The 21,824-nt window shown below is 69.7% G+C and carries 18 protein-coding genes; 6 read left to right on the top strand and 12 right to left on the bottom strand.

Annotated features, from left to right (window positions below; all coding sequences use genetic code 11):
- Positions 1-9: 9 nt before the first annotated feature.
- Positions 10-1,575, top strand: a complete 1,566-nt coding sequence (locus EDD92_RS18300; protein WP_123965334.1) for a metallophosphoesterase family protein — start codon at positions 10-12, stop codon at positions 1,573-1,575.
- A 69-nt stretch (positions 1,576-1,644) separates the two neighbouring features.
- Here the strand turns inward: EDD92_RS18300 and EDD92_RS18295 are convergent, their stop codons facing one another.
- Complete coding sequence (locus tag EDD92_RS18295; protein ID WP_123965333.1) at positions 1,645-2,529, bottom strand: DUF4429 domain-containing protein; 885 nt, start codon at positions 2,527-2,529, stop codon at positions 1,645-1,647.
- Between the two features lie 89 nt (positions 2,530-2,618).
- On the opposite strand from EDD92_RS18295, the gene EDD92_RS18290 reads away from it, so the two are divergent.
- A complete protein-coding gene (locus EDD92_RS18290) occupies positions 2,619-4,172 on the top strand; it encodes a beta-N-acetylhexosaminidase (RefSeq protein WP_123965332.1) in 1,554 nt (517 codons plus the stop codon).
- 70 nt (positions 4,173-4,242) lie between these two features.
- Here the strand turns inward: EDD92_RS18290 and EDD92_RS18285 are convergent, their stop codons facing one another.
- The 10 genes from EDD92_RS18285 to EDD92_RS18240 all read right to left on the bottom strand — a co-directional run bounded on the left by EDD92_RS18285 (position 4,243) and on the right by EDD92_RS18240 (position 17,190).
- Positions 4,243-6,012, bottom strand: a complete 1,770-nt coding sequence (locus tag EDD92_RS18285) for an IucA/IucC family siderophore biosynthesis protein (RefSeq protein WP_123965331.1) — start codon at positions 6,010-6,012, stop codon at positions 4,243-4,245.
- Positions 6,009-6,551: a GNAT family N-acetyltransferase gene (locus tag EDD92_RS18280; protein WP_123965330.1), complete on the bottom strand. Its 543-nt coding sequence runs from the start codon at positions 6,549-6,551 to the stop codon at positions 6,009-6,011. The genes EDD92_RS18285 and EDD92_RS18280 overlap by 4 nt, the downstream gene beginning before the upstream one ends.
- The gene (locus tag EDD92_RS18275) at positions 6,548-7,831 is read right to left on the bottom strand and encodes a lysine N(6)-hydroxylase/L-ornithine N(5)-oxygenase family protein (RefSeq protein ID WP_123965329.1); all 1,284 of its coding nucleotides are present in this window, start codon (positions 7,829-7,831) and stop codon (positions 6,548-6,550) included. The genes EDD92_RS18280 and EDD92_RS18275 overlap by 4 nt, the downstream gene beginning before the upstream one ends.
- Positions 7,815-9,257, bottom strand: coding sequence for a lysine decarboxylase DesA (gene desA, locus EDD92_RS18270; protein WP_123965328.1), 1,443 nt, complete (start codon positions 9,255-9,257; stop codon positions 7,815-7,817). The genes EDD92_RS18275 and desA overlap by 17 nt, the downstream gene beginning before the upstream one ends.
- 119 nt (positions 9,258-9,376) lie before the next feature.
- The gene (locus EDD92_RS18265) at positions 9,377-10,210 is read right to left on the bottom strand and encodes a siderophore-interacting protein (RefSeq protein WP_123965327.1); all 834 of its coding nucleotides are present in this window, start codon (positions 10,208-10,210) and stop codon (positions 9,377-9,379) included.
- A gap of 125 nt (positions 10,211-10,335) precedes the next feature.
- Positions 10,336-11,382, bottom strand: coding sequence for an ABC transporter substrate-binding protein (locus EDD92_RS18260; RefSeq protein WP_123965326.1), 1,047 nt, complete (start codon positions 11,380-11,382; stop codon positions 10,336-10,338).
- A gap of 150 nt (positions 11,383-11,532) precedes the next feature.
- Entirely contained in the window at positions 11,533-12,693 is a 1,161-nt protein-coding gene (locus EDD92_RS18255; RefSeq protein WP_123965325.1) for an acyl-CoA dehydrogenase family protein, read from the bottom strand.
- A gap of 8 nt (positions 12,694-12,701) precedes the next feature.
- Positions 12,702-13,625, bottom strand: a complete 924-nt coding sequence (locus EDD92_RS18250) for a hydroxymethylglutaryl-CoA lyase (protein WP_123965324.1) — start codon at positions 13,623-13,625, stop codon at positions 12,702-12,704.
- On the bottom strand, positions 13,622-15,562 hold the full coding sequence (locus EDD92_RS18245; RefSeq protein ID WP_123965323.1) for an acetyl/propionyl/methylcrotonyl-CoA carboxylase subunit alpha: 1,941 nt from the start codon (positions 15,560-15,562) through the stop codon (positions 13,622-13,624). Before EDD92_RS18245 ends, EDD92_RS18250 begins: the two co-directional genes overlap by 4 nt.
- Before the next feature lie 11 nt (positions 15,563-15,573).
- On the bottom strand, positions 15,574-17,190 hold the full coding sequence (locus EDD92_RS18240; protein WP_123965322.1) for a carboxyl transferase domain-containing protein: 1,617 nt from the start codon (positions 17,188-17,190) through the stop codon (positions 15,574-15,576).
- 95 nt (positions 17,191-17,285) lie between these two features.
- Here EDD92_RS18240 and EDD92_RS18235 point away from each other — a divergent pair, with 95 nt between their 5' ends.
- From EDD92_RS18235 to EDD92_RS18220, 4 genes are all read left to right on the top strand, one after another.
- The gene (locus EDD92_RS18235) at positions 17,286-17,882 is read left to right on the top strand and encodes a TetR/AcrR family transcriptional regulator (RefSeq protein ID WP_123965321.1); all 597 of its coding nucleotides are present in this window, start codon (positions 17,286-17,288) and stop codon (positions 17,880-17,882) included.
- A gap of 107 nt (positions 17,883-17,989) precedes the next feature.
- Positions 17,990-19,147, top strand: a complete 1,158-nt coding sequence (locus tag EDD92_RS18230) for an acyl-CoA dehydrogenase family protein (protein ID WP_123965320.1) — start codon at positions 17,990-17,992, stop codon at positions 19,145-19,147.
- Positions 19,148-19,193: 46 nt separating this feature from the next.
- Complete coding sequence (tesB, locus tag EDD92_RS18225; RefSeq protein ID WP_123965319.1) at positions 19,194-20,069, top strand: acyl-CoA thioesterase II; 876 nt, start codon at positions 19,194-19,196, stop codon at positions 20,067-20,069.
- Between the two features lie 31 nt (positions 20,070-20,100).
- Positions 20,101-20,769, top strand: a complete 669-nt coding sequence (locus tag EDD92_RS18220; RefSeq protein ID WP_123965318.1) for a maleylpyruvate isomerase N-terminal domain-containing protein — start codon at positions 20,101-20,103, stop codon at positions 20,767-20,769.
- A gap of 188 nt (positions 20,770-20,957) precedes the next feature.
- Here EDD92_RS18220 and EDD92_RS18215 read toward each other — a convergent pair whose 3' ends face one another.
- Positions 20,958-21,758 carry a phosphatase gene (locus EDD92_RS18215; RefSeq protein ID WP_123965317.1) on the bottom strand — a complete coding sequence of 267 codons (801 nt, stop codon included), beginning with the start codon at positions 21,756-21,758 and terminating at the stop codon, positions 20,958-20,960.
- Positions 21,759-21,824: the final 66 nt, after the last annotated feature.

Below are 21,824 nucleotides of genomic sequence, written 5' to 3'. Positions count from 1 at the left end.
ATACCTCGTATGGGAGTACCGGAGCAGCTCGCCGAGCGCATGAGCATGGCCGAGCAGCACGAGTACCTGCGGGCGAGATTCTCGCGGCGCAACCTGATGAGAGGCGGTGCCGTGACGATCGGCGCCGTCACCGGCGGCGCGTTCGTGCCGGGTGCCGTGGCCCAGGCCGCCGTTCCCACGCAGCGCACCGCCCCCGCCACCGAGACGGTCGACGGCTCGCTCGTCGCCCCGTTCGGCCGCCACCTCGCCTACGGCAGCGACGCCGGCACCGAGATGACCGTCTCCTGGCAGGTGCCGGTCGCGGTGAAGAAGCCCTTCATCCGCATCGGCGCCCACCCCTGGGACCTCTCCCGCAAGATCGAGGCCGAGGTCCGCAGCCTCTACACCCCGGCCGGCGTCGGCGCCAGCGGCGACCACACGCAGTACTACCTCCACGCCAAGCTCACCCACCTGCGCCCGGGCAGGACGTACTACTACGGCGTCGGCCACCAGGGCTTCGACCCGGCCGAGCCGCACCTGCTCGGCACCCTGGGCACCTTCACCACCGCGCCCTCGCACAAGAAGCCGTTCACCTTCACGGCCTTCGGCGACCAGGGCGTCAGCTACCACGGTCTGGCCAACGACAGCCTGATCCTCGGCCAGAACCCGTCCTTCCACCTGCACGCGGGCGACATCGCCTACGCCGACCCGGCCGGCGCGGGCAAGACCGCCGACACCGGCTTCGACTCGCGGGTGTGGGACCAGTTCCTGTACCAGACCGAGTCGGTCGCCAAGTCCGTGCCGTGGATGGTGAGTTACGGCAACCACGACATGGAGGCCTGGTACTCGCCCAACGGCTACGGCGGCGAGGAGGCCCGCTTCACGCTCCCCGACAACGGGCCGGACAAGGCGAACCTGCCGGGCGTCTACTCCTTCGTCCACGGCAACACGGCGATCATCTCGCTCGACCCGAACGACGTGTCGTACGAGATCCCCGCCAACCTCGGCATCTCCGGCGGCACCCAGACCAAGTGGTTCGAGGCGCAGCTGAAGAAGTACCGGGCGTCGAAGGACATCGACTTCATCGTCGTGTTCTTCCACCACTGCGCCTACTGCACCTCCACCGCGCACGCCTCGGAGGGGGGCGTGCGCCAGGAGTGGGTGCCGCTGTTCGAGAAGTACACGGTGGACCTGGTCATCAACGGCCACAACCACCAGTACGAGCGCACCGACGTCATCAAGGGCAACGCGGTCGCCAAGAAGCTGCCGATCGGCGGGACGGCGTACCCCGAGACCGAGGGTGTCGTCTACGTGACGGCGGGCGCCGCGGGCCGCAGCCTGTACGCGTTCTCCGCGCCGGACTCCTACGAGGGGCACCTGAACGAGCGCGACTCCGTGGCCTCGTTCATCAACACCAAGGACGGCAAGGTCAACGAGACCGTCGCCTGGTCCCGGGTGCGCTATCTCAACTACTCCTTCCTGCGCGTGGACGTCGAGCCCGCGTCGAAGGGCCACTACGCCAGGCTGAAGGTGTCGGGCATCGCCGAGACCGGTGACCGCATCGACCACTTCACGGTGGCGCGCAAGGCCAAGTAGGCATCCATCCGCGGCCTCCGGCCGCGGGCGCCCGGAAGGCAGGGCGTAGATCTCACCCGCAGGCGGTCCTCACATTCTCTTGAGGACCGCCTGTTTGGCCATCGTGAACTCCTCGTCCGTCAGGACGCCCGTGCGGTGCAGCTCGCCGAGTTCGCGCAGCCGTCGCAGCAGCGCGTCGTGGTCGTCCTCGTGCCGGCCTGCGGGCGCCAGCTGCTTCGGGGGTTCCTGCGGCGGTACGTCCAGTACGGCCGCCGCCGCGGGGTGCGGCAGCCGGGCCTGCACGGCCGCCGCGACCAGCGCCATCAGCGGGTCCTTCTTGAAGCCCCACAGCTCCACGGAGTTGGGGTCGTACTTGGGCGGCGCCTTGGTGGCCGCGGCTCGTACGGTGAACCGCAGATGCCCGTTCTCCAGGCCGACCGCGGGCTGCCACTCCACGGCGACGACATCGGTGACGGCCAGCGTGCGGGCGCCGGCGGCGGCCTTGGCGTCCTCCGTCTTCCAGTTCCACTCCAGGCGGATCTGCTCGCCGTCGAAGCTCGCGGTGCCGTCCCCGGCGGAGACGGAGAGCGGGACGGACGGGCCGGGGAGCAGGTATGCGTCCACCGGGTCGGACGGGACCTCGTCGAGCAGCAGGGCGTTGCGTACCTCGTCCGTGAAGTACTCCGCGACGCCGTACCGGTCCGACTCGACGAGCAGCTGGTAGGGGTCGTTCGGCTCGATGAGCCGTCCCCCGGAGGCGTGCAGCAGCGGGTCGGCGCCGTCGCGCAGCCGCAGCCTCAGCCGCCCCGACTTCTTGCCCTGCTCGAAGGAGATCCCCGCCAACGCACCCAAAGGGACGACGAGTTCACCCAGTGTCCGGCGGAGCAGGCTGACGTTCCTGTCCCGCCCGGGCGTCAGCCGAAGGGCGTCGCCGTCGAAGGCCCACGTGCCGTCCTTCTGGATGATTTCCGCCATGGGGGGATTGTTTCATCGGATCTGCGAGAGAGTGGTCTCTACCAATCCTGAAGGGAGTGCATGTGAGACGGCACAGAACGACTCCCCGTATGGCTCGTGTTCTCGGATGTCTGCTGCTCGTGGCGGCGGCGGGCGCGTTCACGGTGGCCGCGGCACCGGCGCCGAAGGCCACCCCGCTCGACCGGGTGGTCCCTGCCCCGGCATCGGTCACTCCGGGCGGCTCCCCGTACCGCATCACGCGCGGCACCCGTATCCGCGTGGACGACACCCGCGAGGCCCGCCGGATCGGCGAGTACCTCGCGGGCATCCTGCGCCCGTCCACCGGCTACCTCCTGCCCCTGGTGACACACGGCGGGGGAGGTATCCAACTCCGGCTGTCCAAGGGCCCGTTCGGTGCGGAGGGCTACCGCCTCGACAGCGGCCGCGACGGCGTCACCATCACCGCCGCCGAACCCGCCGGTCTCTTCCACGGCGTCCAGACCCTGCGCCAGCTGCTGCCGCCCGCAGTGGAGAAGAAGTCCGTACAGCCCGGCCCCTGGCTGGTCTCCGGCGGCACGATCACGGACAGCCCGCGCTACGCCTACCGCGGCGCGATGCTCGACGTCTCCCGGCACTTCTTCACGGTCGCCCAGGTCAAGCGCTACATCGACGAGCTCGCCCTCTACAAGGTCAACAAGCTGCACCTGCACCTCAGCGACGACCAGGGCTGGCGTATCGCCATCGACTCCTGGCCGCGGCTCGCGGCCTACGGCGGCTCGACGGAGGTGGGCGGCGGCCAGGGCGGTCACTACACCAAGGCCGACTACCAGGAGATCGTCCGGTACGCCGCCTCCCGCTATCTGGAGATCGTCCCCGAGATCGACATGCCCGGCCACACCAACGCGGCCCTCGCCTCGTACGCCGACCTGAACTGCAACGGCACGGCGCCTCCGCTCTACACCGGCACCGACGTCGGCTTCAGCTCGTTGTGCGTCGACAAGGACGTCACGTACGACTTCGTGGACGACGTCATCCGTGAGCTGGCGGCGATCACTCCGGGCCGTTATCTCCACATCGGCGGCGACGAGGCGCACTCCACCAGCCACGAGGACTACGTGAAGTTCATGGACCGGGTGCAGCCGGTCGTCGCCAAGTACGGCAAGACGGTGATCGCCTGGCACCAGATCACCGGCGCGCACCCGGCCAAGGGGGCGATCGCGCAGTACTGGGGCCTGGACGACACCGACGCGGCGGAGAAGGCGCAGGTCGCGAAGGCCGCGCAGAACGGCACCGGGCTGATCCTCTCGCCCGCCGACCGGATCTACCTGGACATGAAGTACACCTTGGACACCCCGCTCGGGCAGGACTGGGCCGGACTGGTGGAGGTGAAGCGGTCGTACGACTGGGATCCGGGCAACTACCTTGCCGGGGCGCCCGGTTCGGCGATCAGGGGCGTCGAGGCGCCGCTGTGGACCGAGACGATCGTGACGGACGCCGACATCGACTACATGACCTTCCCGAGGCTGCCCGGAGTCGCCGAGCTCGGCTGGTCGCCCGCGTCCACGCATGACTGGGACGCCTACAAGGTGCGGCTTGCTGCGCAGGCTCCGCGGTGGGAGGCGTTGGGGATCGGGTACTACCGGTCGCCGCAGGTTCCTTGGTGATTCGTCTGACTGTCCGTGGGGGCTGGTCGCGCAGTTCCCCGCGCCCCTAAAGGGGCGCCCGTCCAGCTGATCAGAACCCTGCGACGGGATTTTTGAGGGTTCCGATCAGTTGGAGGGCGCCTGACGGATCCGCCAGGTCGACCATCTGCCTGTTGTTGCGCAGCTGCAGCCGGTTGAGGCAGGACAGCGCGAACTCCGGGGCGAACATGTCGTACCGCTCGAACTTCTCGGTGAGTTCGGGCACCGACGCCTGGTACTCGCGGGTGACCTCCGCGACCGTCCGCCAGAAGTCGTCCTCCTCCAGGATCCCCTCGCCGGCGAGGTTCGCCGCGAGGAAGCGGAAGAAGCAGTCGAAGACGTCCGTGAAGACCGACAGGAGTTTCTTGTCCTCCGGGACCTCGACGCGCAGCCGCTCGACCGTCGGCGGCAGCACCGCGTCCGGGTCCATGACGGCGATCTCCTCGGCGATGTCCTTGTAGATCGCGCGCTGCACGACCCCGTCCTTCAGCACCAGGATCACGTTCTCGCCGTGCGGCATGTAGACCAGGTCGTAGGCGTAGAAGCTGTGCAGGAGGGGCGTGAAGTACGCCCGCAGGTAGTGCCGCAGCCACTGAGTCGGCGCCAGGCCCGACCGCTCGATCAGCGCGCCCGCGAAGGACGCGCCCTCGTGGTCGACGTGGAGGAGGGAGGCCATGGTGGCGAGCGACTCGCCGTCCCGCAGGCCCTGGACCGGGCTCTCGCGCCACAGGGCCGCGAGCATCTTGCGGTACGGCGAGTAGCGGTCCGTCGCCTTCTCGTACTCCAGGTGCCGGTAGCCGACGGCAGCCCGCTCGCGGATGATCGACAGGCCGGTGGACTTGAGCACCGGGTCGCCCTCGATGAGCTGGGCCAGCCAGTCGTTGATGGCGGGGGTGGCCTCCATGTAGGCGGCCGACAGTCCGCGCATGAAGCCCATGTTGAGGACGGACAGGGCCGTCTTCACATAGTGCTTCTCGGGGTGCGAGCTGTTGAAGAACGTGCGGATGGACTGCTGGGCCAGGTACTCGTCGTCACCCTCGCCGAGGCACACCAGGTGCCGGCGGGCGATCTCGGCGGCGAAGGTGACGGTGAGCTTGTTCCACCACTGCCAGGGGTGGGCGGGGATGAGGAGGTAGTCGGCGGGGTCCAGGTCCTGCTCGCGCAGGATGCCGTGGAACCGCTCGACGGTCTGCTCGCCCAGCTCCTCCCGTACGAAGGTCTCGTACTCGATCCCGGCACCCGTCGTGAAGGCAGCGCGCGACCGGTGCGCGGCCAGCCACACCAGACGGACCGGGCTCGCCGTCTCGGGGGCGTACGAGAGGTACTCGTGGATGCCGAAGCCGAGCCGTCCGTTGTTGGCGACGAAGCAGGGGTGGCCCTCGGTCATACCGGTCTCGACGGCCTGGAAGCCGGATCGCGCCAGCTCGGCGGCCGGGATCTGCGGCTTGGTGAGCTTGTAGCAGGTCCCGGAGAGGGTGGAGGAGATCTCCTCCAGGTAGACCGGGAGGATCTCGTCGCTCAGGCCCAGCGCCGACCTCAGCTCGATGAAGAAGTCCAGGGCCGCGAGGGGGAGTTCGGTGCCGTCGCGGTGGCGGGTGATCGAGTCGGCGTCTATGTGCCAGTGGTCGAGGGCTCGGACCACTGCCGTGAAGGTGTACCGGGTCAGGCCGTCGTCGCTGCGGACGACGTATGCGGCGTCCTGCTTCTCCGGTGTGATCAGGCGCTCGTGCGCGAACTCGGCGAGGGCCTTGCGGACCAGGAGGCGGTTGGCCTGCTCCCAGCGTTCGGGGGAGAGGTGGGCCACGGTGTCGGCGAGGGTCATGCCGGCACCCCCGTCGTGGCGAAGAACTGCTCGCGGGTGCAGAAGCTCAGCAGGGCCTTCTTCTCCGGCTTCTGGATCTCGCGTTCGGGCACGAACCCGACGGCCTCGTTCAGGGCGTGGACGGCCGTGTTGGAGACGTCCGGCTCGACGACGACGCGTCGCACCGCCGGGTCCTCGAAGAGGCGTGCCATCACAGCGGTGATGACGGCCCGGGTGAAGCCGTGCACGGGCGTGTCGGTGGCGGGGGTCAGGAAGTGCATGCCGATGTCGCCCGGCTGCGGCTCGTAGAGGCCGGTCAGCTCGCGGTGGGCGGGGTCGTAGTACTCCATCAGGAAAGCGGGTTCGCCGTCCCTGTCGAGCCCGAGCAGCGCGTGATGATGCTCGTCGGCCGCGATCTCCATGTAGGCGCGCTCGACGTCCTCCAGTTTCGCGTCCTGCATCATCCAGAACGCGGCCTTGGGGTGGGTGACCCAGCCGTGCAGGAGTTCGGCGTCGGTCAGCGGGTCGAGGGAGCGGAAGGCGAAGGTCGTGGGGCTCATGCGGTGAACTCCTGGAACGCGATGGTCTTCTCGACCGGGTAGTACTCGGTGCCGAGCAGCTCGCGGATGATGTAGCTGTTGCGGTAGGCGCCCATGCCCAGGTCGGGGCTGGTGATGCTGTGGGTGTGCACGCCGGCGTTCTGCAGGAAGACGCCCCGCCCGGTGGTGTCGATGGCGTAGTTGCGGGCGACGTCGAAGTTGCCGTGCGAGTCGTAGAGCAGCCGGTCGCGTACGGGCTTCAGGAACTCCGGCTCGGCGTACCTGTAGCCGGTGGCCAGGACCAGCCCCTCGGACTCGATCTCGTAGTCCTTCTCCTGCTCCTCCTGACGGAAGGAGAGGGTGTACGCGCCGTTCTCGTAACGTGCGCTGTTCAGCGCAGAGTTGGTGAGCAGACGGGTGGGCACGGGGCCGCCGAGGTTCTTCTGGTAGAGCAGGTCGAAGATCTCGTTGATCAGGTCGCCGTCGATGCCCTTGAACAGGCCCTTCTGCTCGGCCGTGAGCCGGTAGCGGGTGGCTTCCGGCAGCTCCCGGTAGTAGTCGATGTACTCCGGGGAGGTCATCTCCAGCGTGAGCTTGGTGTATTCGAGGGGGAAGAAACGCGGGGAGCGGGTGACCCAGTTCAGCCGGTAGCCGTGGACGTCGATCTCGCTGAGCAGGTCGTAGTAGATCTCGGCGGCGGACTGGCCGCTGCCGACCAGCGTGATCGACTCCTTGCGCTGCAGCTCCGCCTTGTGCTGCAGATAGCGGGAGTTGTGGATGAAGTCGCCGCCCAGGCCCTGGCAGGACTCGGGGATGTACGGCGGGGTGCCCGTGCCGAGGACGAGGCGGCGGGCGCGGTACACGTCTCCGGCCTCGGTGCGGACCAGGTAGTGCTCGGACCCTTCGTCGTACGTCACCTCGGTGACCGTCGTACTGAAGCGGACGCTGCTCAGGTTGTTCGCGGCCCAGCGGCAGTAGTCGTCGTACTCGACGCGAAGAGGGTAGAAGTTCTCCCGGATGTAGAACGAGTACAGCCGGCCCTTCTCCTTCAGGTAGTTGAGGAAGGAGTACGGAGAGGTCGGGTCGGCGAGGGTGACCAGGTCCGACATGAACGGCGTCTGGAGGTGGGCGCCGTCCAGGAACATGCCCGCGTGCCACTCGAAGTCCGGCTTCGACTCCAGGAAGACCCCGTCGAGCTCGGCGATCGGCTCGGTCAGACAGGCCAGGCCGAGGTTGAACGGGCCGAGCCCGATCCCCACGAAGTCATGGGTTCTGGACGGGTTTTCAGGACGCGCGGTCAAGGGACTCTCCCAGGTACTGCTCGGCGTGGCCGGCTATCAGGTCCAGGACGGCGACGATGTCTTCGGTCGTCGTCTCGGGGTTGAGCAGGGTGAACTTCAGGTAGTGGCGGCCGCCCACCTTGGTGCCCGCGACCACCGCGTCACCGGAGGCGAACAGGGCCTTGCGGGCGTACAGGTTGGCGCGGTCGACCTCCGCCGGGTCGGTGACGGCGGCCGGGATGAAACGGAAGACGAGGGTGGAGAGGGTGGGCTCCACGACGACGTCGAAACGCGGGTCGGCGGCGAGCAGCTTCCAGCCCTCGGCGGCCAACTCGCACACCTCGTCGAAGAGCTGACCGATGCCGTCGGCGCCCATCACGCGCAGCGTCATCCACAGCTTGAGGGCGTCGAAGCGGCGGGTGGTCTGCAGGGACTTGTCGACCTGGTTGGGGATGCGTTCCTGCACCATGCGGCGCGGGTTGAGGTACTCCGCGTGGTACGTGGCGTGGCGCAGGGTCGAGGCGTCCCGCACCAGTACGGCGGACGAACTCACCGGCTGGAAGAAGGACTTGTGGTAGTCGACCGTGACCGAGTCGGCACGCTCGATGCCGTCGATGCGGTCCCGGTACTTGAGCGAGGCGAGCAGTCCGCAGCCGTACGCGGCGTCCACGTGCAGCCAGGCGCCGAACTGGGCACACAGCTCGGCGATCTCGGGCAGCGGGTCGATGGAGCCGAAGTCGGTGGTGCCCGCGGTGGCGACGACGGCCATGGGGACCAGGCCGTCCTTCCTGCAGCGCTCCAGCTCACGGGCGAGGGCGACGGTCTGCATCCGCTTGTCGTGGTCGACGGGGACGGAGACCACCGCGTCCTGGCCGAGGCCCAGCAGTTTCGCGGACTTCTTCACGCTGAAGTGGCTGACCTCGGAGGCGAAGACACGCAGTTTGGCAAGGGTGTCCGTCTTGGCCTCCTCCCGGGCCAGCAGCAGCGCCTGCAGATTCGACTGGGTGCCGCCGGAGGTGAACACACCGTCCGCGGCGGGGCCGAGGCCGATACGGGCGGTCGTCCAGTCGATGAGCCTGCGCTCGATCAGGGTGCCGCCGGCCGACTGGTCCCAGGTGTCCAGGGAGGAGTTGACGGCGGACAGGACGGCCTCACCGAGCACCGCCGGGATGACGACCGGGCAGTTGAGGTGGGCGAGGTAGCGGGGGTGGTGGAAGTAGACCGCGTCGCGGAGGTAGACGTCCTCCAGCTCGTCCAGGACGGCGCCGGTGTCGCCGAGCGGCCGGTCGAGGTCGATGGCGTCGATGCGGGGAGCGAGGGCGTCGACGGTGACACCGGTGAACGGACGGTCGGTGGTGGCGAGTTTGGCCGCCACCCGCTCGACTCCTTCGGTCACGGAGCGGCGGTAGTGCTCCGCGGTCAGGCCATTGAGCAGGTGCGAGCGCATTGGGGGTCCTCCGGTGGGGACAGTCCGTGCGGGCGGGGGAGGGGCGAAGCGGCCCGATTAACTTAGGTAAGCCTAACCTAAGTCACTTGGGTCTGATCCCGCCCCTCCCGTGACCGCCGTCACTCCTGCTCGCGCAACTGCTCCTCGCTCAGGCCCTGTCGCCAGTACCCGACGAAGGTGACCCGCCGCCGGTCGATGCCGCGCTCCCCGACGAGGTGCCGCCGCAGCTGCTTCACGCATCCGCTCTCGCCCGCGATCCAGGCGTACGGGTGCTCGGTGGGCGGGAGTTGAGCGGTGCGCAGGGCGTCGAGGGCCATGGGGGACCCCTCGACGCGGCCTGCGTCCCGGACCAGCCAGGTGATCTCGGCGTCGGCCTCGGTCACCAGGTCCTGGATGTCCCCGGCGTCGTGCACCTCCAGCCAGACCCGGGCACGGGTACCGGTCGGCAGCGACTCGAGGATCGCCGAGACGGCCGGAACAGCGGTCTCGTCCCCCCAGATCAGCGTCAGATCGGTGTCCGCGGGCGGCCGGAAGCGGATCGCACGGTTGTCCGCGACGGCGGGCCCGAGCAACACGACACGATCACCGGCAGCGGCCTTCGCGGCCCATCGCGAGGCGGGACCGGCCGGGGTGTGCAGGACGAAGTCGATGTCGATCTCGTCGGGATCGCGGCGCAGGCTCCGCAGTGTGTACGACCGCATCACGGCCCGTACCCCGTCGGGCAGTTCACGCCAGCCCTGCCACCAGCCGTCGCCGAGTTCGTACGGCACGGCCGGCTCGCTCTGGCCGGGATGCGGCAGGAAGAGGGACAGGGACTGATCCCGTCCATGGGAGGCGAAGTGCTTCAAGTCCTCCCCGACGAAGGTCACCCGGACCAAAGACGGCCCGAGCCGCCTCGTCCGTACGACCTGGAGGGAGAAGAAACGGAACGGGGCGGCGACGGTGGTGGTCACATGTGCTCCCTGAGTTGACGCGCCCCATAGGGGCGCGGGGAACTGCGCGACCAGCCACGACGGACCCGCAGTTCATCACGGTGTGGTGGGCCTACGGCGCTGAACCGGCTCTTCCGGCGGAGCGCCTAGCTGACTTTCTTGGCGTTCTCCAACGCCTCGGCCAAGTTCGCGAGCAGCGGCGTGCACTTGTCGTAGGACAAGATCGGCTCGGGCGACCGAGAGATGACCTGCCCCGCCTTCACCGCCGGCAGCTTCTTCCACGTGGCCTTGGTGATGTCGGCCGGCTGGATGGTCGAGGACCGATCGTCCATCATGATGATGTCGGCCTGGTACTTGTCGACGTTCTCCCAGCTCAGCGACTCGAACCAGCCGCCGCCCTTGGCCTTCGCCTTCTCCGGCGGCTCGACGAAGTTCACGCCGAGCGCCTTGAAGTACTCCAGGTCGATCGAGAGGTTCGTGCCGGAGACGTAGAAGAGCGCGTCGCTCGCGGAACCCGCCATCACCTTGATGTCGGGCTTGGCCTTCGCGGCCTTGCGCAGCCGGGCGGCGGCCGCCTCGAACTTCTTCTTCGCCTCGGTGGCCTTGGCCGCCTTCATGTCCGCGCCGAGCGACTCCGCGAGCGCCCACATGCGCTGCAACGGCTCGGTCAGCTGGCGGTCGTAGACGGAGATGGCGACACTGGGAGCCAGCTTGGCGATCTTGTCCTTGGAGGCCTCAGGGACGTACCAGAGCGTGCCGGCGTCGTCGAACATCGTGGAGATGAGCACGTCGGGCGCGAGGGCCGCGTACTTCTCGACGTTGAATTGGTCCCAGACGTTGCCGAGGATCGTGACCTTGCTGATGTCCATGTCGCCGGCCTGGACGTCGGGCTTTCCGTCCGCGGTCCTGGTCGGGCCGAAGACGCCCTTGACGCTGATGCCGTAGTCGTGGAGCGCGGCGGCGACACCCGTGAACGCCACGATGTTCGCGGGCGCTTCGTCGAGCTTCACCGTCGTGCCGCGGTCGTCCTTGAAGGACCAGGGGCCGGACTTGGCGGCGGTCGTCCCGTCGCCGGAGCCCCCGCTTTTCGCGTCGTCGTCCCCGCAGGCCGCGAGCACGGCCCCGAGGCCGAGGGCGCCGCCCGCGGCGAGGATGCCGCGTCGGGTCGGATGGGTGGCTCTGGCGTTGGACATGCTGTGGCTGCTTTCGAACGGGGCGGAACGCCCGCCGGACGATTTCGAACGTAGGTTAGCCTAACCTCACTCGATGTCCAGGGGTGCGGGCGTTCCGGGCCCGAACCTGTCAGCAGCCTGTGAGCCGGAGCCGTGCTGTCATGGCTGCGGTCAGCCTGCCAGTCCCAACTCCCGTGCAATCAGCATCCGTTGGACCTCGCTGGTGCCCTCACCGATCTCCAGGATCTTGGAGTCGCGCCACATACGGGCCACCGGGTACTCGTTCATGAAGCCGTAGCCGCCGTGGATCTGGGTGGCCTCGCGCGCGTTGTCGACGGCGACGGTGGAGGAGTGGAGCTTGGCGAGCGCGGCCTCCTTCTTGAAGGGGGCGCCGCTCACCAGCCGGGCGGCCGCGTCACGCCAGGCGAGCCGGGCCGTGTGGGCCTTCATCTCCATGTCGGCGATCTTGAACTGGATCGCCTGGTTCGCGCCGATCGGGCGGCCGAAGGCGTGCCGTTCCTTCGCGTACTTCACCGACTCGTCCACACAGCCCTGGGCCAGCCCGGTCGCGAGAGCCGCGATGGCGATCCGGCCCTCGTCGAGGATGCGCAGGAACTGGGCGTAACCGCGGCCCTTCTCACCCAGCAGGTTGGCGGCCGGGACGCGGACGTCGGAGAAGTGCAGCTCACGGGTGTCCGAGGCGTTCCAGCCGACCTTCGAGTACGGGGCCGCCACCGTGAAGCCCGGGGTGCCGGACGGGACGATGATCGAGGAGATCAGCGGCTTGCCGTCGGGCTTGCGGCCGGTCACCGCCGTGACCGTGACCAAGCCTGTGATGTCCGTGCCCGAGTTGGTGATGAAGCACTTGGTGCCGTTGATCACCCACTCGTTCGTCTCCTCGTCCAGCCGGGCCGTCGTACGGGTGGCTCCGGCGTCGCTGCCGCCGTCCGGCTCCGTGAGGCCGAAGGCGCCGAGGATCTCGCCGGAGCAGAGGCGGGGCAGCCACTGCTGCTTCTGCTCCTCCGTGCCGAAGAGGTGGATCGGCATGGCGCCCAGGGAGACACCGGCCTCCAGGGTGATGGCCACGGACGAGTCCACGCGGGCCAGCTCCTCCAGCGCCACGCCCAGCGCCAGATAGTCGCCGCCCATACCGCCGTACTCCTCCGGGAACGGCAGCCCGAACAGGCCCATGCGGCCCATCTCGCGGACGATCTCGTACGGGAACTCGTGGTGCTCGTAGAACTCGCCGATCTTGGGCGCCACGACGTCGTGCGCGAACTCCTCGACGGTGCGGCGGAGTTCCTCCAGCTCGGGTGAGAGTCGGTAGTCCATGGCTGTGATCACTGCTCCTGGTGGGAGAGGGCTCGGACGGTGCGGGACGGGCTGGGTCGGCCCAGTTGTTCGGCCATCCACACGCTGGTGGCGACGAGGCGGCCGAGGTCGACTCCGGTGTCGATGCCGAGACCCTGAAGCATCCACACGAGGTCTTCGGTGGCGAGATTGCCGGTGGCGGACTTGGCGTACGGGCAGCCCCCGAGTCCACCGGCGGAAGCGTCGACGGTGGTGACGCCGTGCTGGAGGGCGGCCAGGGTGTTGGCGAGGGCCTGGCCGTAGGTGTCGTGGAAGTGGACGCCCACCTGCTCGGCGGGTACGTCCAGTTCGGTCAGCAGGGCGCGTACGTGGCCCGGTGTCGCGACCCCGATCGTGTCGCCCAGGCTCAGCTCGTCGCAGCCCATGTCCAGCAGGGCCCTGGCGACGCGGACGACCTGGGGGATCGGGACCGCACCCTCCCAGGGGTCGCCGAAGCACATGGAGAGATAGCCGCGGACATGGACCTGCTGGGACTTGGCGCGGGCCACCACCGGCTCGAACATGGCCAGCGCCTCGTCCACCGTGCGGTTGAGGTTGGCCTTGGCGAAGGACTCGGTGGCGCTGGCGAACACCGCGACGCGACCGGCGCCGAGCGCCAGCGCGCGATCCAGGCCGCGTTCGTTGGGGACGAGAACCGGGAGGTCCACCGGGAGATCGCTGATCTGCGGGAACAGCTGCTCCGCGTCGGCGAGTTGGGGCACCCACTTGGGGTGGACAAAGCTCGTCGCCTCGATCGTCGTGAGCCCCGCCTCGGCCAGGCGGCGGACGAACTCCGCCTTCACCTCCGTCGGCACCGTCGACTTCTCGTTCTGCAGGCCGTCACGGGCGCCGACCTCGTGGATGCGGACGCGGGCCGGCAGACCGGGGGCCGGTACGGCCATGGGCAGCGTCATTTCTCCTCCTCCGCCGAGTTCTCGACCGGCGTGATGACGGCGAGCACCTGGTCCATGGCGACCGTCGTGCCCGGCGTGACGTCCAGTTCGGCGACGGTGCCGGCGTGCGGGGCGGAGATGACGTGCTCCATCTTCATCGCCTCGACGACCAGCAGGCTCTGGCCGGCGCTCACCTCGTCACCGACGGCGACCTTCACCACCGTGACCGTGCCGGGCATCGGTGCGGTGAGCGAGTCCGCGCCCGCGTGCCGTGCGCCCGTGAGGGACGCGGCGACCGGGTCGTGGTCGCGCACGTGCCAGGCGTCGCCGTCGCGGCCGATCCAGTCGGCGGCGCGGTGGAAGGTGTGGCGGACTCCGTCGAGGGTGACGGAGACGGTGTCGGCGGTGAGGGTGTGGCTGCCGCGCGGCACGTACTCCACGGGGTCCTGCACCCGGAGGTGGAAGCCGGCGGGCTTCGGCGACCCGCCCAGACGCCAGCCGCTCGGCACGGAGAACGGGTCGGTCCAGCCTTCTCCGCGAGGCTCCAGGGCCTTCAGCCGTACGGCCGCCGCCGCCTCGTACACCTCCTCCGGTACGTCCGTGGAGACGAGGCCGTCCACCTCCCGCTCCACCAGCCCGGTGTCCAGCTCGCCCGCGACGACGGCCGGATGGGCCAGCAGCCGCCGCAGGAACCCGGCGTTGGTCTGCACGCCCAGCGTCACCGTCTCCGCAAGGGCGGCCCGCAGCTTGCGGATCGCCGTCTCCCGGTCCGGCCCGTACGCGATCACCTTGGACAGCATCGGGTCGTACAGCGAACCGACCTCCGTGCCCTCGCTGAGCCCGGAATCGGTGCGGACACCGTCGCCCTGGGGCTCGTGGAGCCGCAGCACCGTGCCGCCGGAGGGGAGGAACCCACGCGCCGGGTCCTCCGCGCACACCCGCGCCTCGATCGCGTGCCCGGTCAGCGTGATGTCGCCCTGCTTGTACGGCAGTTGCTCACCGGCCGCCACCCGCAACTGCCACTCCACCAGGTCGAGGCCTGTGATCAGCTCGGTGACCGGGTGCTCCACCTGGAGCCGGGTGTTCATCTCCATGAAGTAGTACGAGGACGGGTCACCGCCCGGAACGATGAACTCCACCGTGCCCGCGCCCCGGTACCCGCACGAGCGGGCCGCCTGGACCGCAGCCTCGCCCATCGCGGCCCGGGTCTCCTCGTCGAGGAGCACGCTGGGCGCCTCCTCGATGATCTTCTGGTGCCGGCGCTGCAGCGAGCACTCGCGCTCGCCGAGATGCACCACGTTCCCGTGGCCGTCCGCCAGCACCTGGATCTCGATGTGCCGGGGCCGGTCCACCCACCGCTCCACGAGGAGCGTGTCGTCGCCGAAGGAGGCGCGGGCCTCGCGGCGGGCGGCGGCGATCTCGTCCGCCAGCCTCTCCGCGTCCCGCACCAGCCGCATGCCCTTGCCGCCACCGCCGGCCGACGGCTTCAGCAGTACCGGCATGCCGATCTCCCGTGCAGCTTCGGCGAGTTGGGCGTCGGAGAGCCCGCTGCCGCTGGACCCGGGGACGACCGGCACCCCGGCCGCCTTCACCGTCTCCTTGGCGCGGATCTTGTCGCCCATGAGGGAGATGGCCTCCGCGGGCGGCCCGATGAAGACGAGCCCCGCGTCGGCGCACGCGCGCGCGAAGCCGGCGTTCTCCGCGAGGAAGCCGTAGCCGGGGTGGACGGCCTGGGCGCCGGTGCGGGCGGCGGCCTCCAGCAGCCGCTCCACCGAGAGGTAGCTCTCGGCCGCCGGGGCGGGGCCGATCCGTACCGCCGTGTCTGCCTCCCGGACGTGCCGTGCGTCGGCGTCGGCGTCGGAGAAGACGGCCACCGAGCGCACGCCCAGCGAGCGGAGCGTACGGATCACGCGGACGGCGATCTCGCCCCGGTTGGCCACGAGCACTGTGTCGAACATGGGTCCCCTCCTCACATCCGGAAGACGCCGAACTGGGGCTCACCCAGCGGCGCGTTGGCACAGGCGGTCAGCGCGAGTCCCAGCACCTGGCGGGTCTCCAGCGGGTCGATCACGCCGTCGTCCCAGAGGCGGGCGGTGGCGTAGTAGGCGTTGCCCTGGCGCTCGTACTGCTGCCGGATCGGCGCCTTGAAGGCCTCCTCGTCCTCCGTGGGCCACTCCTCGCCCCGCGCCTCCAGCTGGTCCCGCTTGACGGTCGCGAGGACGGAGGCGGCCTGCTCGCCGCCCATGACGGAGATCTTGGCGCCGGGCCACATCCACAGGAAGCGGGGGGAGTAGGCCCGCCCGCACATCGAGTAGTTGCCCGCGCCGTACGAGCCGCCGACCACGACCGTCAGCTTCGGCACGCGGGTGCAGGCCACGGCCGTCACCATCTTCGCGCCGTGCTTGGCGATGCCGCCCGCCTCGTAGTCCCTGCCGACCATGAAGCCCGAGATGTTCTGCAGGAACACCAGCGGGATCCCCCGCTGGTCGCACAGCTCGATGAAGTGGGCGCCCTTCTGTGCGGACTCGGAGAACAGGATGCCGTTGTTGGCGACGATCCCGACCGGATGGCCGTGGATCCGCGCGAAGCCGGTGACGAGGGTCTGCCCGAACTCCGCCTTGAACTCGGCGAAACGGGAGCCGTCCACCACGCGCGCGATGATCTCGCGGACGTCGTACGGGGTGCGGGGATCGACCGGCACCGCGCCGTAGAGGCCGTACGGATCCACCTTGGGCTCCGCGACCGTCGCGACCTCCCAGGGCAGCGACCCGCGCGCGGGGAGCGTGGCGGCGATGTTCCGCACGATCCTGAGCGCATGCGCGTCGTCCTCCGCGAGGTGGTCCGTCACGCCGGAGACCCGGGAGTGCACCTCGCCGCCGCCCAGCTCCTCGGCGGTCACCACTTCACCGGTGGCGGCCTTCACCAGGGGCGGCCCGCCCAGGAAGATCGTGCCCTGGTTGCGGACGATGACCGCCTCGTCGCTCATCGCCGGGACATACGCCCCGCCGGCCGTGCACGACCCGAGGACCGCGGCGATCTGCGGAATCCCGGCCCCGGACATCCGCGCCTGGTTGTAGAAGATCCGCCCGAAGTGCTCCCGGTCCGGGAAGACCTCGTCCTGCATGGGCAGGAAGGCGCCCCCGGAGTCGACCAGGTAGATGCACGGCAGGCGGTTCTCCAGGGCCACCTCCTGGGCGCGCAGGTGCTTCTTCACCGTCATCGGGTAGTACGTACCGCCCTTGACGGTGGCGTCGTTGGCGACGACCACGCACTCGCGCCCGCTGACCCGCCCGATGCCCGCGATGACCCCGGCGGCCGGGGCGGCCCCCTCGTACATCCCGTCGGCGGCCAGCGGCGCCAGCTCCAGGAACGGTGAGCCCGGGTCGAGCAGCGTGTCCACCCGGTCCCTCGGCAGCAGCTTCCCGCGCGCGGTGTGCCTGGCCCGCGCCTTCTCGCCGCCGCCGAGCCGGGACGCGGCCAGCTTGCCGCGCAGCTCCTCGACGAGCGCGCGGTGCGCCGCCTCGTTGGCCCGCCAGGCCTCCGACGCGGGGTCTGCCGCGCTCGTCAGCTCCGGTGCCTCGTGCATCCTGCGGTCCCCTCACCCAGTGGTCGACTGTTAATGAGCGTTAACCATTTCCTTCAGGTTAACGACCGCTAACCTCCCTGTCTAGAATTGCTTCCATGGCCACCAGAACCGACGCCCCCACCCGCCGCGAGCAGATCCTCAAGGAGGCCGCGCGGCTCTTCGCCGAGCGCGGTTTCCACGGGGTCGGAGTCGACGAGATAGGTGCCGCCGTCGGCATCAGCGGCCCCGGTCTCTACCGCCACTTCGCGGGCAAGGACGCGATGCTCGCCGAGCTGCTGGTGGGGATCAGCGGCCAGCTGCTGACGGGCGCCAAGCGGCGCCTGGCGGAGGCGGACGGCGTGCCGCCCGAGGCGGTCCTCGACTCGCTCATCGAAGGGCACATCGACTTCGCGCTCGACGACCGCCCCCTGATCACCCTGCACGACCGCGAGCTGGACCGCCTCCGGGACAGCGACCGCAAGCTGGTGCGGCAGTTGCAGCGGCAGTACGTAGAGCTGTGGGTGGAGGTGCTGAGGGAGGTCTATCCGGGCATCACGGAACCCGCCGCCCGCTCCGCCGTGCACTCGGTCTTCGGCCTCCTGAACTCGACTCCGCACCTGGGCCGCCCCGGCTCGCTGCCGGGCCGCGGGGCGACGGCGGAGTTGCTGCACCGGATGGCCCGGGGCGCCTTCGCGGCGGCCGGGGCGGAGTGACGAGCGTTACGGGATCACCTCTGGACGCCTCTCCTTACCCGCCGGTACCTTGGTGTTCTGAGCAAGCGCTTAGACATGGACCCAAGGACCAGGCGGAGGTGGCGGCGGTGCGCCGTACGGTGTTCAACGAGGACCACGAGGCGTTCCGGGAGACCCTCCGGGCCTTCATCGAGGCCGAGGTCGTCCCCGTCTACGACGAGTGGTTCGCCGCCGGCCAGGCGCCGCGCGACTTCTACTACAAGCTCGCCGAGCTCGGCGTCTTCGGCATCCGCGTGGACGAGGAGTACGGCGGCGCCGGCATCGACTCGTACAAGTTCGAGGCCGTGATGTACGAGGAGACCGCGCGCGCGGGCGTGCAGTTCGGCGGCTCCGGTGTGCACGTACTGCTCGGCCTGCCGTACATCAAGATGCTCGCCAGCGACGAGCAGAAGAAGCGCTTCCTGCCGAAGTTCGTCTCCGGTGAGGAGATGTGGGCCCTGGCGATGACCGAGCCGGGCACCGGCTCCGACCTCGCCGGCATGAAGACCACCGCCAAGCTGAGCGAGGACGGCACGCACTACGTCCTCAACGGCTCCAAGACCTTCATCACCGGCGGCGTCCACGCCGACCGCGTGATCGTCTGCGCCCGCACCTCCGCGCCCACCGCCGAGGACCGCCGCTTCGGCATCTCCCTGTTCGCCGTGGACACCAAGTCCGAGGGCTACTCCATCGGCCGCAAGCTCGACAAGCTCGGCCTGAAGACCTCCGACACCGCCGAGCTGGCGTTCGTCGACGTGAAGGTGCCCGTCGAGGACCTGCTCGGCGAGGAGAACAAGGGCTTCTACTACCTGGGCCACAACCTGGCGTCCGAGCGCTGGGGCATCGCCTTCGGTGCCTACGCGCAGGCCAAGGCCGCCGTGCGGTTCGCCAAGGAGTACGTCCAGGAGCGCACCGTCTTCGGCAAGCCCGTCGCGTCCTTCCAGAACACCAAGTTCGAGCTGGCCGCCTGCCAGGCCGAGGTGGACGCCGCGGAAGCGGTCGCCGACCGCGCGCTCGAAGCCCTCGACGCCGGTGAGCTGACGCCCGCCGAGGCCGCCTCCGCCAAGCTGTTCTGCACCGAGGTCGCGCACCGCGTCATCGACCGCTGCCTCCAGCTGCACGGCGGCTACGGCTTCATGAACGAGTACCCGATCGCCCGCCTGTACGCGGACAACCGCGTCAACCGCATCTACGGCGGCACCAGCGAGATCATGAAGACGATCATCGCCAAGGACATGGGCCTGTAAGGCCCGGGAAACCCAAAGAAATCACTGGCGGGTACAACTGTCTGCCATGAGCCAGGCACTACAGGGCCTCCTCGATCTGCTCGACCTCGAGCAGATCGAGGAGGACATCTTCCGCGGCCAGTCCCGGTCCGCCGTCGTCCCCCGCGTCTTCGGCGGACAGGTCGCGGCCCAGGCGCTGGTCGCCGCCGGGCGTACGGTCCCCGCCGACCGGCACGCCCACTCGCTGCACGCGTACTTCCTGCGTCCCGGCGACCCGGGCGCACCGATCGTCTACCAGGTCGACCGCATCCGTGACGGCCGTTCCTTCACCACCCGCCGGGTGGTCGCCGTCCAGCACGGCAAGCCGATCTTCCATCTGTCGGCCTCCTTCCAGACGGACGAGGACGGCCTCGACCACCAGACGCCGATGCCCGCGGCGCCCGACCCGGCCACGCTGCCCACCTCCCACGAGCGGCTGCGCGGCTACGGCCACCTCGACCCCGCGGTGGTGGAGAAGTTCCTGGAGGCGCGCGAGGCCGTCGATCTGCGCTACGTCGAGGAGCCGCCGTACGGGAGGTTCGGCGAGCCGCGCGAGCCGCACTCCCAGGTGTGGTTCCGCACCAACGGCAAGCTCGACGACGACCCCCTGCTGCATGTCGTCCTCGCCACCTACGTCTCGGACATGACCCTGCTCGACTCGGTGCTGCTCGCGCACGGCCGGGGCGGCTGGGCCGTCGGCGACGTGGTCGGAGCCTCGCTCGACCACGCCATGTGGTTCCACCGGCCCTTCCGCGCCGACGAATGGCTGCTCTACGACCAGGAGTCACCGACGAGCCACGGCGGCCGCGGACTCGGCCAGGCGCGGATCTACACGCAGGACGGGCAGCTGGCCATCTCGGTGATCCAGGAAGGACTGGTCCGGGTTCCGCGTGAACTCGGTTGATACGGTCTCGCCGCCGCGCTGGGATGGGCCCATGAGCGAATCGTGGAACTGGCGGGGCGGGCGGATCCGGGGCGCATTTCTCGAGGCGGCGGACACCGTCGCCGAGCTGCTCGCCGAGCCCGCCGTGGCGGCGGCCTGGAACGAACCCAGCGTGCTCGAGGACTTCGGCGTGCGCGGTCTCGCCGGGCACCTGTTCTGGCCGGAGCTCGACCTGCCCCGGATGCTCGCCGCGCCGGTCCCGCCGGAGCCCGTCGTGTCCCTGCGCGAGTACTACTCGGAGAAGGTCATCTGGCTGGACGCCGGTGCCGACGCCCCCGTGAGCATCCGTATCCGGCAGGGCGGTGAGGCCACGGCCGCGGACGGGCACTCGGCTCTGCACGCGCGCGTGCGTGAGGCGCTGGAACGGCTGCGGGCCGAGGTGCCGAGCGCACCCGCCGTACGCCCCGTCCACGTCCGGTCCTGGGGCGACTGGTCCCTCGACCTCGACGACTTCCTGCTCACGCGTCTCATGGAACTCGTCGTCCACGCCGACGACTTGGCGTGCAGCGTGGGCCTGCCGACCCCCGACTTCCCCGAGCACGTGACCGCGCCGGTCGTCGAACTGCTCGCGCGCCTCGCCGTCCGCCGCCACGGCGTCGTGGACGTCGTACGGGGGCTCGCCCGTGTGGAGCGCGCCCCCGGATCGATCGCCGGTATCTAGCCGGCCGGGGATTCAGTCCCGGCGGATGAGTTCCGGGTCGATGCGGCGGCCGACCAGGGGAAGCGTCCCGATCGTGGCGACGGCCACCACGCCCAGTGCGGCACACGCCAGGACCGGGATGCTTCTTTGATGCCGATACGCCGCTCAAGGCTTTGCGGTGATCTTGCCTTTGCCTGGTCGGAAGATGATCATTGGCCGGGTTGCTGAAGGCCCGCCTCCGCCAGCAGATACGCCGTCATCGGGTCGTAGTGGCGTGGGCTCGGCACATGGTCGTCGAGCGGGACCGTCACCTGTACGGTGCCCTCGGCCTCGGCGAGGAAGAGCGCCGGGTCGTTGCAGTCGGCGTAGCCGACGGAGTCGACGCCGTGCTGGCCGGCGTAGCCCGCCCAGCCGTGGTCGGCGACGACCAGGTCCGGCAGCGGGCGGCCCTCCTCCTCAAGTGCCGTGAGGATGGCCTTCATCGGCTCGCCGGAGTGCGTGTGCCACAGGGTGGCGCCGTGCTCCAGGACCGCCACGTCCGCGAGCTGCCAGACGTACCCCTCGTCCGTCTGCAGCCCTTCCGGGATCACCACGATCTCGCAGCCGGCTGAGCGCAGCGCGGCCGCGGTGGCGCGGTGCACGTCGAGCAGGCCGCCCGGGTGGCCGGTCGCGAACAGCACCCGCTGCTGCCCTTCGGCCGCCTTGCGCAGCCGGGCCGCCATCCGCTCCAGACCGCCCACCGTCAGCTCGGGATCGATGGTGTCCTGGCCGTACCGGTACTCGGGGTCGTCGTTCACCCCCACCCGCTCCGCCATCACCGCGAGCACGTCCTGCTCGTCGGTCCACCGGTCGCCGAGTTCCAGGCCGAGCCAGTAGTTGCGGACGCCGTTCGCGAGCTGGCGGTAGTGGGAGAGGTTGTTCTCGCGCGGGGTGGCGACGTCGCCCGCGATGCGGGTCTTCACGAGGTGCGCGACGAGTTCGGCGCGGCTGGGTGTCCCGGGTATCGGCATGAAACCCATTGTGAGGCAGGCGACTGTCCGATTCCCTGGCGTCCGGCGCGCTGGGACGCGAGTCAC

Origin of the sequence: Streptomyces sp. TLI_185 (assembly GCF_003814765.1) — a bacterium.
Classification (GTDB): Bacteria; Actinomycetota; Actinomycetes; order Streptomycetales; family Streptomycetaceae; genus Streptomyces.
This window is presented reverse-complemented; position numbering and strand designations above follow the sequence as displayed.